This is a genomic window from Proteus sp. ZN5 (genome assembly GCF_011046025.1).
GTDB lineage: Bacteria > Pseudomonadota > Gammaproteobacteria > Enterobacterales > Enterobacteriaceae > Proteus.
This window is the reverse complement of the sequence record NZ_CP047639.1, coordinates 2,410,761-2,427,490: the sequence shown is the minus strand read 5'-3', so window position 1 is coordinate 2,427,490 and position 16,730 is coordinate 2,410,761. Positions and strand designations below refer to the sequence as shown.

Annotated in this window: 11 protein-coding genes; 3 read left to right on the top strand and 8 right to left on the bottom strand. The window is 39.6% G+C overall.

Annotated features, from left to right (window positions below):
• Positions 1-138 precede the first annotated feature (138 nt).
• Positions 139-732: a hypothetical protein gene (locus GTK47_RS11125; RefSeq protein WP_165123203.1), complete on the top strand. Its 594-nt coding sequence runs from the start codon at positions 139-141 to the stop codon at positions 730-732.
• A gap of 220 nt (positions 733-952) precedes the next feature.
• Entirely contained in the window at positions 953-1,576 is a 624-nt protein-coding gene (locus GTK47_RS11120) for an XRE family transcriptional regulator (RefSeq protein ID WP_165123201.1), read from the top strand.
• Positions 1,577-1,863: 287 nt separating this feature from the next.
• On the opposite strand, the gene GTK47_RS11115 is transcribed toward GTK47_RS11120, so the two are convergent.
• The 4 genes from GTK47_RS11115 to guaB all read right to left on the bottom strand — a co-directional run bounded on the left by GTK47_RS11115 (position 1,864) and on the right by guaB (position 8,622).
• Positions 1,864-3,816 (bottom strand): DUF262 domain-containing protein, encoded by a 1,953-nt coding sequence (locus GTK47_RS11115; RefSeq protein ID WP_165123199.1) that lies wholly within the window; start codon positions 3,814-3,816, stop codon positions 1,864-1,866.
• Entirely contained in the window at positions 3,813-5,093 is a 1,281-nt protein-coding gene (locus tag GTK47_RS11110) for a DUF262 domain-containing protein (protein ID WP_165123197.1), read from the bottom strand. Before GTK47_RS11110 ends, GTK47_RS11115 begins: the two co-directional genes overlap by 4 nt.
• A gap of 383 nt (positions 5,094-5,476) precedes the next feature.
• On the bottom strand, positions 5,477-7,054 hold the full coding sequence (gene guaA, locus GTK47_RS11105; RefSeq protein ID WP_165123194.1) for a glutamine-hydrolyzing GMP synthase: 1,578 nt from the start codon (positions 7,052-7,054) through the stop codon (positions 5,477-5,479).
• A gap of 101 nt (positions 7,055-7,155) precedes the next feature.
• Positions 7,156-8,622: an IMP dehydrogenase gene (guaB, locus tag GTK47_RS11100; RefSeq protein ID WP_098942516.1), complete on the bottom strand. Its 1,467-nt coding sequence runs from the start codon at positions 8,620-8,622 to the stop codon at positions 7,156-7,158.
• 169 nt (positions 8,623-8,791) lie between these two features.
• Here guaB and xseA point away from each other — a divergent pair, with 169 nt between their 5' ends.
• The gene (xseA, locus tag GTK47_RS11095) at positions 8,792-10,174 is read left to right on the top strand and encodes an exodeoxyribonuclease VII large subunit (protein WP_165123192.1); all 1,383 of its coding nucleotides are present in this window, start codon (positions 8,792-8,794) and stop codon (positions 10,172-10,174) included.
• Between the two features lie 104 nt (positions 10,175-10,278).
• On the opposite strand, the gene GTK47_RS11090 is transcribed toward xseA, so the two are convergent.
• From GTK47_RS11090 to GTK47_RS11075, 4 genes are all read right to left on the bottom strand, one after another.
• Positions 10,279-12,522 carry a TonB-dependent receptor gene (locus GTK47_RS11090; protein WP_165123190.1) on the bottom strand — a complete coding sequence of 748 codons (2,244 nt, stop codon included), beginning with the start codon at positions 12,520-12,522 and terminating at the stop codon, positions 10,279-10,281.
• 163 nt (positions 12,523-12,685) lie between these two features.
• The gene (locus GTK47_RS11085; RefSeq protein WP_165123188.1) at positions 12,686-14,854 is read right to left on the bottom strand and encodes a S9 family peptidase; all 2,169 of its coding nucleotides are present in this window, start codon (positions 14,852-14,854) and stop codon (positions 12,686-12,688) included.
• Between the two features lie 27 nt (positions 14,855-14,881).
• Complete coding sequence (locus GTK47_RS11080; protein ID WP_241256013.1) at positions 14,882-15,664, bottom strand: TonB family protein; 783 nt, start codon at positions 15,662-15,664, stop codon at positions 14,882-14,884.
• Between the two features lie 45 nt (positions 15,665-15,709).
• The gene (locus GTK47_RS11075; protein ID WP_165123184.1) at positions 15,710-16,579 is read right to left on the bottom strand and encodes a ChaN family lipoprotein; all 870 of its coding nucleotides are present in this window, start codon (positions 16,577-16,579) and stop codon (positions 15,710-15,712) included.
• Positions 16,580-16,730: the final 151 nt, after the last annotated feature.

The following is a 16,730-nucleotide window of genomic DNA, read 5'->3' as shown; positions in this document are numbered from 1 at the left end:
TTATCTCCTTATTGTTACTTTTTCACTAATTTACTTCTTAACACTAATATTCTATGGTTATAACACAGACATAAGCCAATACAAACTTAGTCAAATTCTCATTTTACCCATGTGTAATTAGGTGATTTATAAATTAAAATGATAACCTCACAACAAGCACAAGATATCGTTCTTAATCACTGTCATTCATCACCTTATGGTGAGCGATTTGCTATTTATTTTTGTGAATTATCGCCTAAGCAAGATTTTTGGATAATCCGTTGTAACTCTGAAAGTTATGTTATTTATAATCAACTAGAGCATTGTTATGTTGGTGTAAATGCCTATTTAGTGGATATCTTTACGGGTAAAATTGATATCGTTGGCAGTGGGGAAAGTGTTGAGGATTTTCTGCAAGATATCTACGATGCCCAAACTGCTGGTAGTCAATTTTATCTTCTTCGCCCTACTTTTTCTAAAGAAAACAAAATCGCATTACTTAATTTAAAACAATGGCTAAAATGTGGATATACCAACACCATTAATTTACTCACCATTAATAGAAATTGGTTTACTGGTAAACGCCGCTATTTACAACATATACAGATATTATTAGATAAAAGGGATATTAAAACTGAGATTGTTTTAGCGGATAATATCGATGGAATAGTTGTTATTAATAACAATATATGGTTTGAAGAGGATATTATAAAAAAATTAAGGAAGGTTGTTGGGGGTGGGAGTTCATACTAATGAATTTAATCACAATTCTTCCTGTTCTATTAAACTTATTGGGGTGCAATGATTGCCATTTACCCGATATAGCAAGATTTTGTTGAGTCAGTGCAAACATTAATAAAAACTCATTGAGCAACCTTCAAATCAGATACAAATTACTATAGATAAAAATAACCAAAACGGTAATACTTAGATTCAAAATATCCTTTTATGGTTTTATCTATTGGAGTTCTCTATGAATACTAACGATGTAAGAAGCATTGCTGAAATTAGAAGAGACAATCTGATCTATATTATTGAACGCTACTACAACGGCAAACAAAAATTACTTGCTGATGCGTTAGGTGTAGCACCAAGTATGATCTCTCGTTACCTATCACCAAAAGGTTTAAAAAGTCACCGCGAACTTACCGATCCAATGTCACGCAAAGTTGAATATGTAACTAGAATTAGCAAATATTGGATGGATATAGACCATTTAAAAGAAGGTCATACAGGATCAGAAAAAGAAGAATACATTCCGACAGAAATTAGCAAAATACTCTCAGATAACATCACAACATTCATGTTAAACGATGGAATAAAATCAAGAGTTAAACTCTCCATTGACTCAGGTCTTGCACAATCAACGGTTAACCGTATTATTAATTGTGAAGCAAGTGGCACGGCTGAAAGTATTGATGCCATAGCTAAAGCAATGGGTCGTCATGCTTATGAATTATTAATACCTAAGAATGATAAAAGTGCTATTAATTACGATAGAAAAGCCTATTCTAAATTACCTTTAAGTGAGCAAATATCAATTCAAAACTTTATTGAATTTATTATTTATAAAAATAATCCTATCACTAATGAATAAAATATACAAAAAAAGCCACCAGTAACTTACTGATGGCTATTGGTTTTTTAACCTTTATCAACTAGTGCTGATAAACGTTATTTTATTCCCACTCGATGATTAATGCTGTCTTAAAACACTATAAAATCAATAAAATAGCATTATCTCTGCATGTCGATACCATACAAAATACCATGGTAAGAAAACTTGGAGACTGTACTGATCGTGTCGCCCGACGCAAAACGCTTTTAGACTGACAACTTGCACACCACAAAGGATATTCGTCCAAAAGCGGTTATTCAAAGAAGTCAACGCCCTGGGTTGGATCTTCCGCTTGCCTCCACCAGACTTACATCATCACGAAGCAATGTCACCATCGCTTCATGATGTGCTGTTATCTGCTGATCGTCCCAGTTTGTATTTCGGGTGATTTCCGCCATTCTCTTGAGCTTGGGACTTTGAAGTTCAATTGTATCCTTGAAGTTTTCGGCCTTCGCTCTGGGGAGGCTATTGCTGAATTTTGAGTTCGCGCTGACGCTTACGAGCGCGAGGTTGCCAAGCAGGTTAAGGCTAGAACCTGAAACAACCGCGCCCGACTGTTCTTTGTCAGGATGCTGTGGATAGAAGTGCTCAATAGAAGTTCTGAACTGAAATTTGAAATCTCGTTTTGAGGAGTCACTCAACAGAAGATAGTCGAGATACGAAAAGACGATACGGCTGATACCAAACCCTTGTGGTTGCTGATCTTTCTCAAAGGAGAATGTCTCTTTAACCTTGCTGCGGGCATATCCCTTCAACAAATCGGCAAGATCCGCATGTTTCACGTCTCGAGGGGCTTTAACGGAGAGCCAGCGAAGAACTTTGGTAATCCAGTGCATCGTTCGCGGAGAAGTGTAGGTAATCCGAAGCATGGACTGAAGCAGCAATACATCTCGGGTATGTGGGTCAGCACTCCCGTCCTCCTCTAAGCTTCCATTGCTGGCCGAGAAAACATGGATGTACGTCGGGGTTGGCTTCTTGTCCCCGCCTCCTTTTTTCAGTCGCTGGAGAGACCAATCGCCATCGTCACCGATGTTTGCCGTGAATTGACGCTTCAAGATGAAGCCATCGAAGAGGTTGCGGCACTTGAGAAGTATAAATGCAAAACTACGCACCCAATCGGCTTTAGCATCGGGTACATTATTTACGGCGTCGTCAAATGACTTGATGAGGCGCTTGTCGTCAAGCAGGCCTTCGTCTTCGACCTCATCGCCTTTCATAATTCTTAGAACGTGTAGCAGAAAGGCCGGAAACTCAATAGTCGAACGAAACCGCTCGTTGCCCTCGTCTTCAGTGGAATTTGACTCGAGCTCTTTAGCGTATTTTGACAACGCCTCATCCAAGGACAACGATACCCCTTCGGAGGATTGCCTTGATGAATTGATGCCGGATTGCGGACGACTTTCCATTAGCGAAGCGAAGCTGGTCACCTCCAGCCAGGACCATTCATCACCAAATACTTTGTTTCGCAAACTTGTGTCACCACGGGTCAGAGACATCTGGACATAAGAATCCATGTCAGCACAGGAATCCCAAACCCACGCAAAGCATTCGCGTTCATATTGATTGGGCAGTTTGCTCATCAGGCGAGCCTTAACAATATCAACCTGCTTGAGTTGCTGCCCACGAGTGTTCATGATCTCGAAGTAGCGATTGAGGTCGGTATTGGGTGGCAGCGAGGCACGGACGACAGTCACCTTCGTTAGCAAGAAATCGGAGAATTTTTCGCGTGAGCGATTAAGGTTTTCATTTTGTTTGAAGAACTGATTGATGATGCTGTAGCCTTCATGAATGCCAGCATCTGCATTACTCGTGGAGCCCTGCGGTCGAACGTGCTCCTTAGCCGCCTCCTGTGCTACTCGCAGCAGGGCCTCAGTTGCCCGTGCGCGCGACTCATATTGCAAGTGGCCTGCATGGCCAACCGACGGCTTCTCACCCTCACCGTCTTGCTCCAGGAAGGTCAGAAGCAGATAGAGGGTTGTAAGTCGTTGTTGTCCATCTATGACCTCGAACTCATCCTCTCTACCCCGCTTGATTACAACAAGGTTCCCAAGAAAATAGTTGTCCTGGCCCCCTACTACCGAGTCTTGAATATCGCTAATAAGTTGCTCAATCTGTTCGGCCCGCCAAGCATAGTTCCGTTGATAAATAGGAATCAGATAATTGTCAGTGAATAACTTGCCTACTGTTAACAGTTTAGGTTTCAACTCCTTCTTGCTCATTGCAGCCCCTTGATAAAAGCAACGAGTTCCTTTTCGTGGTTATCGCTGTATGGCTTACTTGCTATTGGAAGTTTGCGGACAACACTTCCAGTCATCGCGTTACGTAGCAAAACAAAAGGCGATTTATTTGCATCGTTTTTACCTCGCGCTCGGTTGTCAGCAGATACAAATTGCACACGAAGTAACTCGACCCGCAAGGCATATGCCCATGCGAATAACCTATTTCGCACTTCATCTACATCTTCATCGCCAAACTTGTTTGTATAGCAAAGCAGCGCGGCAATGAACAATTCGTACACGTAGCGGTAGCGACTTTGAGATGGGCCAAAGTTTTTGAAACCTCTGTCAATAACCTCTTGTTCCAGTATCTTCAATTCGTCAAGCATGAATGTCACCATCTCGAAAAATGAGCGTCCTGCGATTATCGGGGCATCAAGCTGAAAGCGGCTGCGCCCGGCATTTCGTGCATCATGTGTAGAGGATACCGACCATGCACTTAGAAGTGGCATAGCGGCTTGTGCTGCAAGGTGATATCGCAGATTTGGCGAAAATGACCTGTGGGATCGTGATGAAATGCCCTTGAACATGCCGATGTCCCGAATAGTAAATTCGAGCGAGCTTTCGCCTCGTGACCACTTGGATATCCGGTATAAAAAAGTAGAAAAAAGCCTGTCCAGATCCTCATCGTTTACGGCTTCCCAAGCCTCAACGACAGCCACTTTCATAGCTGCGGACTCATCGTGCATTTCGCGCAGGTGGTGTGCTTTGAGCAAGTCGTGAGGGGCAAGCGGTTTGCCGCGATAGTTCTGGGAATCAAAGACACGAAATGCCTCATCAATATCGTCCGTCACAATACGCACCAACTGACATTTGTGACAGATAAAATCCAAAAACTCTTTTTTATCTTCCAACTGCGACAGGCGCCTTTGAAGCTCTATCCAAACTAGGGAGACAGGGGTTTCGCTGTTACCAGACATCGAAATTTGATGATTTATCGAATCTAAGGCCGCAAGAATCATTCGCAAAGTCAGCAGGCGCTGCTGCCCGTCGACTACATTGAGATACTCACCATCATCGTGAAGAATGATTGCACCCAAAACATAGGGAATATCTTTTCGTTCGGTATCTCGAAGAGCTTCGCTGATATCATCCACCAGTTGTAGAGCAGTCGATACATCCCAACTGTATGGGCGTTGATAGTTCGGTATCCGAAGGCCTTGCTTGAGTAGTTCATCCACGGTGACTGCACTAACACCGTTCTCTCCGTTAATCGCCATTCCTATGTCCCTTCATTGACGCTTTTCTATTTTCTCAGCGTATTTTCCGCAAACTTTATTCACCTATATGGATACTTCGATTCCGAGTGGCGGCTGTCTTGTTCACAATTTCTATCACGAGGTGCTCCTCTGGCGCATATTTAACGATCTGGGGCATGGGTCGAGAGAGCCGTTCTGATCAAAGCGAGCATCGATGGCATCAGCACAGCGCTGCAATGCACCCGGTTGTCGATACCATGGCATTTGCTGATACGGTCACATGGTATTTGCTATATCTTCGGTTCAGCGTCGGCCTTAAACCATAAAAAATGCCATTGATAATGCAGCCAATATCATCAATGGCACTCACTAAATCAAATAAAACAATAGGCTAAATAATAGCCTCACTCCCACTCAATCGTTGCAGGTGGTTTACCGCTGATATCATAAACAACGCGGGAAATTCCGCCCACTTCATTGATAATACGGTTAGAAACGCGACCTAAGAAGTCATATGGTAAATGTGCCCAATGCGCTGTCATAAAGTCCACAGTTTCAACTGCACGTAATGAAACAACCCAGTCATATTTACGACCATCGCCCATAACACCCACTGAACGCACAGGTAAGAACACGGTAAATGCTTGGCTTACTTTGTTATATAAATCAGCTTTATGCAGTTCTTCGATAAAGATAGCATCAGCACGACGTAATAAATCACAGTACTCTTTTTTGATCTCACCTAATACGCGAACCCCTAAACCTGGGCCCGGGAATGGGTGACGATAAAGCATATCGTAAGGTAAACCTAACTCTAGGCCAATTTTACGCACTTCATCTTTAAACAACTCTTTTAATGGCTCAACTAAGCCCAGCTTCATATCGTCTGGTAGACCACCCACGTTATGGTGCGATTTAATCACATGAGCTTTACCTGTTGCAGATGCAGCAGACTCAATCACATCAGGATAGATAGTGCCCTGTGCTAACCATTTAACTTGTGGCTGTTTAAGTGCTTCTTCATCGAAAATTTCAATAAAAGAATGACCAATGATTTTACGTTTTTTCTCTGGATCACTTTCGCCTTTCAGTGCAGTCAAGAAGCGATCTTCTGCTTCAACATGGATAATATTAAGGTCAAATTTACCTTTAAACATTTCCATCACTTGTTCTGCTTCATTCAGACGCAATAAGCCGTTATCAACAAATACACAGGTTAAACGTTTACCAATCGCACGGTTTAACAATAATGCAGTTACTGATGAGTCAACACCACCTGATAACGCTAAAATAACGTGATCATCTCCAATTTGCTCTTTTAAACGAGCAACCGTGTCTTCAATAATTGCGGCAGAAGTCCATAGCGCATCACAACCACAGATATCTAAAACAAAACGTTTTAAAATCACTAAACCTTGATGGGTATGTGTAACTTCAGGGTGGAATTGAACACCATAAAAACGTTTTTCTTCATTCGCCATGATAGCAAATGGGCAAGTTTCTGTGCTCGCTACTGTTACAAAATCTGATGGAATAGCAGTAACTTTGTCACCGTGGCTCATCCATACATCTAATAATGGTTTACCATCTTCACTAACAGAATCTTGAATATCACGGAACAGTGTGCAAGTTTCACGAATTTCAACTTGTGAATAACCAAATTCACGCTCACCAGAAACTTCGACGTCGCCACCTAATTGCATCGACATCGTTTGCATACCATAACAAATTCCTAATACAGGAACGCCTGCATTGAATACGTATTCTGGTGCGCGAGGGCTGTTGTCTTCAGTAGTACTTTCAGGGCCACCAGACAGAATAATACCATTAGGATTAAATTCACGAATTTGTTCTTCTGTAACATCCCATGCCCAGAGTTCACAATAAACGCCGATTTCACGAATACGACGAGCAATAAGCTGCGTATACTGTGAACCGAAATCAAGGATAAGAATGCGATGATTATGGATATTTGCTGTCATTTGTGGTGAATTCCAAAACAGATAAAGTCATAAAGTTGAAAGGCTTGCTAATTTATAATCAAAACAAAGTAATAACTAAAACAAGCCTTTCTCGGAATAAATTACATACCTAAGCGATAGTTAGGAGATTCTTTTGTGATGGTCACATCATGGACATGGCTTTCTTGAATACCCGCACCACTGATACGAACAAATTCAGCTTTGGTATTCAAATCTTTAATTGTTGCGCAGCCTGTTAAGCCCATGCATGAGCGTAAACCACCCATTTGTTGATGAACGATAGTTTTCAATAAACCTTTATAAGCAACACGACCTTCGATACCTTCTGGTACTAATTTGTCTGCTGCATTATCAGTTTGGAAGTAACGATCTGATGAACCTTTAGACATCGCACCTAATGAACCCATGCCACGATAAGATTTATAAGAACGGCCTTGGAACAGTTCGATCTCGCCCGGAGATTCTTCAGTACCTGCAAACATTGAACCAACCATAACGCAAGCTGCACCTGCTGCTAATGCTTTTGCGATATCGCCAGAGAAACGAATACCACCATCTGCAATAACAGGAATGTTGCGATCTTTCAGTGCTTCAACGGCATCCGCAATAGCGGTAATTTGCGGTACACCAACACCGGTTACGATACGTGTTGTACAAATTGAGCCTGGGCCAATACCTACTTTAACCGCACTCACACCCGCATCTGCTAGTGCTAATGCGCCTTCTGCGGTTGCAACGTTGCCACCAATAATAGGTAGATTTGGATATAATGCACGAGTATCACGAATACGCTGTAATACACCTTCAGAATGACCGTGAGATGAGTCAATAAGTAAAACGTCAACGCCTGCAGCAACTAATGCAGCAACACGCTCTTCATTACCTGCACCCGCACCAACAGCAGCACCAACACGTAAACGACCGTGTTCGTCTTTACAAGCGTTTGGCTTACGTTCTGCTTTCTTGAAGTCTTTTACAGTGATCATACCTTTCAGGTGGAAGTTGTTATCAACCACTAAGGCTTTCTCTACACGTTTTTCATGCATTCTTTGCATGACAACATCTCGTGCTTCGCCTTCCTGTACAGTCACTAAGCGCTCTTTTGGTGTCATTACCGCTGTAACAGGTTGGTCTAAATCAGTAACAAAACGAACATCACGACCAGTAATAATACCCACTAATTCGTTGTCATTGGTCACAACCGGGTAACCCGCAAAGCCATTGCGTTCAGTCATTGCTTGAACTTCACGTAAAGAAGTTTCTGGTGTTACGGTGATAGGATCCGTGACAACACCACTTTCATGTTTTTTCACACGACGAACTTCTTCAGCTTGACGTTCGATAGACATGTTTTTGTGGATAAAACCAATTCCACCTTCTTGAGCTAATGCGATAGCTAAAGGCGCTTCAGTCACAGTGTCCATTGCAGCAGAAAGCATAGGAACATTTAGGCGGATTGTTTCAGTCAGTTGAGTAGACAAGTCGGCAGTATTAGGAAGAACAGTGGAGTGTGCAGGAACTAACAAAACATCATCAAATGTAAGTGCTTCTTTTTTAATTCGTAACATAGCAATATCTCACCAAGGCGGCTTTTAGGAAATAGAAAATATTGCCGCGGAATTATACACACCGTAATCGGTTGCTTCTAGCTTTTTTTCAAAATTTTTATTGATCCTGCCACTAACTTAGGTAGTATCAATCAATTAAGTCTTTGTTTTAAAATTTGATCTGGCTCACATGACACTACCGATAAACAATAATATTTTTACTGTTAGCCGTCTAAATAAGACCGTTCGCCAGTTATTAGAAATGGAAATGGGTCGCATTTGGATCAGCGCTGAAATTTCCAACTTTACTCAACCCTCTTCTGGTCACTGGTATTTTACGTTAAAAGATACTAATGCCCAAATTAGAGCGGCGATGTTTCGTGGGCAAAATACTAAAGTTACTTTTCGCCCTCAGCATGGTCAGCAAGTCTTAGTGCGTGCAACAATTACATTGTATGAGCCAAGAGGTGATTACCAATTGATTGTTGAGAGTATGCAACCTGCTGGCGACGGACTTTTACAACAACAATTTGAGCTATTAAAACAAAAACTCAGTGCTGAAGGTTTATTTGATGCTATTCATAAAAAACCCCTTCCATCACCCGCTAAACAAATTGGTGTTATCACTTCATCAACAGGAGCAGCACTACACGACATTTTAAATATTCTTCGTCGTCGAGATCCCTCTTTACCTGTTCTTATCTATCCAACTGCGGTTCAAGGTGCTGAAGCGCCTATGCAGATTGTTCATGCCATCGAACTTGCTAACCGTCGTAAAGAGTGTGATGTTTTAATTGTTGGTCGTGGCGGTGGCTCGTTAGAAGATCTCTGGGCATTTAATGATGAACGTGTTGCTCGTGCTATTTTTGCCAGCGAAATTCCAATTGTAAGCGCCGTTGGCCATGAAACTGATGTAACCATAGCTGATTTTATTGCCGACCTTAGAGCACCAACTCCTTCTGCAGCAGCAGAACTAATCAGCCGTAACAAGCTTGAGCTATTACGCCAATTGCAATCACAGCAACAACGCCTTGAAATGGCGATGGATTACTATTTAGCGAAAAAATTACGCGCAATAACACAGCTTCATCATCGTTTACAGCAACAGCATCCTCATTTACGTCTTGCTCGTCAGCAAAATGTATTGGCTTCAACACAACAGCGTTTAGTTTCTAGTTTTCAGCGACTATTGCAAGCCAAACAACATCAACAAACACAACTACAAAAACGCCTTAATTACCAAGAGCCTAGTTCCCAAATTCAAGCATTACTTCGCCAACAACAACAGTTGATTTACCGTATGCGAGAAAGTATTTCACAACAGTTATCTCGTCAACGTGAACAATTCGCTATTAGCTGTTCTCGTTTAGAAAGTGTGAGTCCTCTCGCAACACTTTCTCGCGGTTACAGTATTAGCGAAACAGAGTCTGGAGAAGTGCTGAAAAATACCAAACAGGTAAAAGTGGGCGATCCGCTAAAAACGCGTGTTGAAGATGGTTGGATCACCAGTGAAGTGGTTAAAACACAAAAGATAAGAGCTAAACGTAAGACCGCCTCTAAAAATGATGATTAGCCATATCAAATGGCTTAGATCAATATAAATACAAAAAAACGACATCAAAGTAATATTGATGTCGTTTTTTATTATTTGTACTTTAAGATAATCATTACGTTATATTAAAAACGCACTTCCCCTGCAAAAAGATAACTTCTACCGCGAGCTGTTTGTGTATTAGCACTCGGATCTTGCATAATTGGTGATGAATTACTTCTATCAAGTGCATTAGAATAGTTTTTATTCATTAAATTATGTACTGCGAATTTCAGTGAGATATTTTTATTAATTTGATAATTCCCATAAACATCAATTATCGTTGGGATTTTTTCTTGTTCTACCGTTGGCACTATACCTAAATCGTAATCAACGCCTTCTGGTGAAGATTTTCGTGATTTACCTGTTATTTGAATAACCGTACCCAGTTCTAATGATCGGTCATCAAGGAGACGAATACCTGTATCTATAGTGGCATAATATTTAGGAAGCTCAGAAGCTGGTGATTGTCCAAAATCTAAACTAGCAATTGATGTGGGTTGTGATGTGCGTTGATCACTATAAGACAGATTAGCGTAAAATACCTCTGCATCATAATTAGCTTGTAACTCATAGCCACGTAAAACCACAGGATCGATACTGTTAGTATGAAGATTAATATTACCGTCATTTTCCATATTGGCGTAATCATCCAATGTTAATGTATCATCAGCTCTACAACGGATCCCTCCTTTACACACGATAAAAGATTCACTAGAAATATAATTTTTGACCTTTGTGTAATACCATAATCCTTTAAATCGAAAACTATCACCTTCGGTAATTAAATCTGGACGGTAACTATTAAACCCAAGCTGGAATGTATCAGCCTTTTCACTCTTTAAATATGGATTCATTGAAGCCCCACCTTCATTGGCAAAAAAGATCTCTTGTGAGGTGGGCGCTCTCATTGTATGAGCATAACTTACAAAGGGTTGAAATTCAGAAATAATTTCAGCGGAAAATAACACCCCAGGATCCCAATTTCTATCATGACGATTTACATTCATTTCACCTTCAGGGAAACATGCATCACGAGCCGCACACGCTGGTTTATACCCTTTTATATTGTAATCCACATAATTTAAATTTAGGTCGAGAGTATAAATATCGTATTCAAATTTCATTTGTGAAAAGAAGCTAGTTAAATCATTTTTTCCTTGTGGTGCAAACGCATTATTTTCAACCATATTATTTGCTTGCCACGGATCTGTTGAAGGCGCAATAACACTACGTTTGTATTCTGTTGACATTAATTTAGAGCCAAGTGTTAATGCCATATCCATTTCACCATAATTAAAACGACTGGTATTTTTAACCACAAGAGAATCAGAGATATTTTTTGCATTTGCATTACGTAAACTCATTAAAGAATCACCTTCAAATTTTTGAGACGCTTGGCTGTGACTCAAACGAACTTCACTATCAAAAAGATCATTTAATGGTGTATAGCGATATTTTGCATAATAATCTTTAGCATCAATTTTACGTCGATTAAAATTATTATTATAAAATCGACCACTTAATTCTAATTCATGAGTATCGTTTGGTTTAATATTAATTTTTGCTAATTCTGAATGAGGCTTTTGATTAAAATATTTATTAGTCGCAAATTCTTCACTATTAAAACCGGCACCATTTTTATAAGAAGATTCTATTTTGTGCCCACTTAACGCAATCATTGCACCAGCTGTACCATTATCATTAAATAATGAACGTTGTCCTGCAAAAGCGACCATACCGTTATAACCTAACCCATTAGTACCACCAGCTGCTTTACTTCTTACTCCCCATGAATTTCCTTTAAATAAAATATCTTCGATGCCAATAGTTTTAAAATTAGCGCTACCTGCTAAGGCATTGATACTATTTTCACCATCTTGTTGACCTCGAGAAATATCAACTTGAACAATAAAGTTTGGATCAAGCATACTATTAAATTGATTATATGGCTGGCCACCATGACTAATTTGGCTAGGGGATGTGCTATATGTTGTTTGCGTAACACCATCTACCATCATATTAACACGCCCAAAACCACTAAGTCCGCGAATATTAACACTCACACCGGGTTGGCTTACATCCATTTGAGTATACGTGCCCGGCGTTGATCGTAATGCTTGTTCAACAGATTCAAGATTATTAATTTCGCCAATAGAACTATAAGCACCCGGTTTTCCCAATGCTTTTTGTTCTGGTGTCTCTTTTTGTGCTGATGAAACTTTTAAGCTACTAAATTGAACCGCTTTATCAGTTTCTGATGCGATGGCAAGATGATTAACACTCGAAAATAAAATAAGAGTGCTAAGTATTTTCCTTGTAAATTTCATAATAAACCTATTCTTTATTTTTATTTAAATAGGCTCACGCTGCTTTATATAAAGTAATTAAACTAGAAAATATTATTGTTATATTCGTTTTAAATAATAGCGCTGTCTCTCTTAAAGAGAGACAGGCTAATTTTATTAAACTTATTTATTATTACAATTTATTCTATTTTATATTTTGAGCTTTAAAATAGACTTCAGGTTGTTCTAACATCAAAATAAAGGCATATTCTTTTGCAGTATCGCGTAAGCGATTAAAACGTCCTGATTTACCACCATGCCCTGCACTCATATTAGTATCAAGTAATAGTAGGTTATTATCTGTTTTTAATTCACGTAATTTAGCAACCCATTTTGCAGGCTCCCAATATTGTACTTGTGAATCATGTAAACCTGTTGTGACAAGTAAATGAGGATAAGCTTTAGCAACGACATTGTCGTATGGACTATATGATTTTAGGCGGAAATAAACGTCTTTATCCGCAGGATTTCCCCATTCTTCATATTCCCCTGTTGTTAAGGGAATTGAAGCATCAAGCATGGTTGTCACAACATCAACAAATGGAACTTGAGATACAACACCACAGTATAATTCTGGTGCCATATTCACAACCGCGCCCATTAATAAACCACCCGCACTGCCACCCATAGCGTAAACATGTTTAGGTGCTCCGTAACCTTCAGCAATTAGGTATTTAGTGGCATCAATAAAGTCAGTAAAAGTATTAACTTTATGTTCCATTTTACCTTGGTTATACCAGCGTTTACCTAATTCACCACCACCACGCACATGCACAATCGCATAGACAAAACCTCTATCTAACAAACTTAAACGAGGTGAGCTAAATGAAGGATCAATGCTACTACCATAAGAGCCATAACCATAGATTAAGATAGGGTTTTCACCTTTCTTAAATAAGTCTTTGCGATAAACTAATGATACTGGAACTTCAACACCGTCTTGTGCTTTAACCCAAGTACGTTCACTTTCATACAGATCGCGTTCAAAACCTTTAACTTCTTGCTGTTTAAGCAGTTGCTTTTGGTGCGTTTGCATATTCCACTGATAAGTTGAAGATGGTGTGGTCATAGAAGTATAACCAAAGCGAAGTTCTTCACTATCTGCTTGAGGATTAAATCCTAACCATGCCATATAAACAGGATCGTCAAACGTAACATTGGTTGATTGACCTGTTTTCCAATCAATTTGACGCAATGACACTAGACCTTGCTTTCTTTCTTCAACCACCAACCAGCGATTAAAAAGATCGAAACCTTCTAAATCGACATCTTTTTGTGGTGCAATGACGGTTTCCCAAGGCTTATCAATTGAGGCCGTTTTATAAAGACCAAATAATTCACTCTCATGATTCGAACGAATATAGAACTCACCATTAAAATGGTCGATATCATATTCACGTCCTTCTTGACGTGCAGAGAAGATAACCATCGGTTTTTCTGGTGCATTAGCGTCAATTAAACGAGATTCTGAGGTGGTTGAACTTTCAATAGAGACCAAAATATAGTCTTCAGATTTACTTTTACCCATCCATGTATAAAAGCGATCGTCGTTTTCTTCGAAGATTTTGATATCTTGCTTACGATCAGTGCCATATTGATGGCGATAGATTTGATAAGGTAGTAGCGTTTGCGGATCTTTATCAACATAAAACAGTGTGTTGCTATCATTTGCCCACACTAAGTTTGCTGAGATATTGGTTAACACATTCTCTTCCCATGTGTTATCCGATAAATCTTTATAGGCAACATTGTAGTTTCTGCGCCCTTCTTTATCTTCTGCAATGGCAATGCGTTTGTTATCTGGGCTAATGGTCAAATCACCTAATTGATAGAACTCATGCCCTTTGGCACGTTCGTTTCCATCAACAAGAACTTCCCATTCACCTTCACTATTAACTGGCTTACGCTGATAAATAGGGAAATCTTTACCTTCTTGATAAATTGTACGATAAGTATAGCCATTATAAATATAAGGCACTGACTCATCGTTTTGAGCCATACGGCTAACCATCTCATTGAAGAGTGTTTCTTCAAGGGCTTTACCTTCTTTCATCACTGATTCGGTATAAGCATTTTCAGCATTCAGATAATCAAGCACTTTAGGATCTTTGCGTGAATCATCTCGTAGCCAATAATAATTATCGGTACGTGTATCTCCATGATCTGTCATCACATGAGGTACTTTATTCGCTTTTGGTGGCATCACTAGGGAGTCCTTCTGATTTTGAGCCAATGCAGGTGTTGCTGAAATTAACAATGCCATGATCGCACTCGTTAATTTCAACGTCATCCGTTTTTTTGTTGCGATTAACATAACGTTTTATTTCCTTTTAACCTGTCGTTAGAACGTTAGTGTAGAAAACTCAATTGGCATTTCAACCATTATTTTACCTTTCGTCAGTAACTCTACTGGTGGTATAGGTAAGGGCTCTGCACGTTTGAGTACTCTTTGTGCTTCTCTATCTAAAGAACGCACACCACTACTGAGAATTAACTCACTCGATATGACATAACCTTGTTCATCAACAAAAAAGCGCACTTTAGAAATACCCGTTCTACCTTTGCTTTTTGCCTCTTCAGGGTAGGCTTTATAGCGATTAAGGTGCCCTTTTGTTTTAGCTTGCCATAATGCTAACGCGCTTTCTGAGCTATCTGAATCGCTGTCATAATTTGCACTAACATCATTAGATTGCTGTTTTGCAGCAGAGCGGCTACTTGAAGGTGCTGATTGACTAGACACATTTTCACTAATTGTGGGCGCTGGTTTTACAGGAGATGTAACAGGTGTCACTTTAGCTGTTTGCTCTACATTAACCCTTTTCTTAGGTTTTTCTAGCAAGATATCTGCATTTTCATTCACAATCAGATCAGGCTGTTTTTCAGCAATATCTTGCTCTACCTTTTTTTGACTCGCTACCGCCAGTTGTTGATCGATTCCTACAACCTGTTTTTCATCACTTAGTGCTTGTACATTTTCACTTAAGCTCATCATTACAGCTAATTCTGGCTCTTGTATAAATACCGTATTCTCTTTAATGAAATAAAAATAAGCCATAACAAAAACAGCATGCACACCGATAGCCAAAATTAAGGCTTTAGAACTACAAAGCTGAAATTTTGGCATTTGATCCATACAAGAAGAAATAAGCATATTTGTGTTATCAATAAATTAAGGTAATGCGACAGGTGTTATCCAAAGATAATTGGCATGAACTGAAGTAACATCACTTTCCTCTTCCGTCATAATCACGACTGTTACGTTTTCATTCGGTGCTAAATCAGCAACATGTAAAGGTACGCCCATTACTTTTGTAGCATGAAAAGATCCCGCAATTAAAAGTGCAGGTGTCGGAGCATCTAATAAACTTTTAGCCATTGCACGATCACGCAATTGCTGGATAACAGTCATTTTTTCTGCTTGTATTTTATCAAGCTCGCCACCATGAGAAAGCTCGATTGTTTTTTGAATAAGTTGGCGAACGGATGTATCAGTAGAATGCACACCATCAATAATAGGAGGATTTTTATACGCACTAGATATTTCACTGCGATCAATATTGGCGGCTAACAAAGGATAATTGGCGCTTAGTCCTGTTTTAACAATATTGCCATACCATTTCCAAGGCCAGCCTGAATTCCATTTTAATGCAGCCATTAATCGCTCATCACGTAAGTATTCAGAGCCTGAATAACGTTTCTTTGTGTTATCAACTAATGATTGTTGGCTTGGTGTTAGCATCTCAAGTAAAACTGCTCCTTGAGGGCGTTTTTTAGGTAACTCTGTCATTAACCAATATTCAATATCATGATGATAAGTATTGTCATGTTTTTCACCAATAATCACTCGTGATTGACTTGCTAATCGTGTTAACAGTGTATCTGCTGTGATGGATTGCCCAGTCTGAGTATCAATGATATTTGCCGACTGAATAATTGCCAGATCTATAGTTGATGCAGGTTGTTTTTCTATCGAATGACAGGCAGAAAGACTAATTAATGAAACTAGTAGTAAGATCCTTTTTGATATTGAGAAAAACATAATCATCCCGTTAGTTATATATACTTATTTTAATTAGACAAATAGGTTAATATCATTACTAATAATTATCAATATCATTCTCATATTAATTTGCATTTAATGCTTTTATGCCTATTTTAAGGACACAAAAAAAGCGCCTGATAAAAGGCGC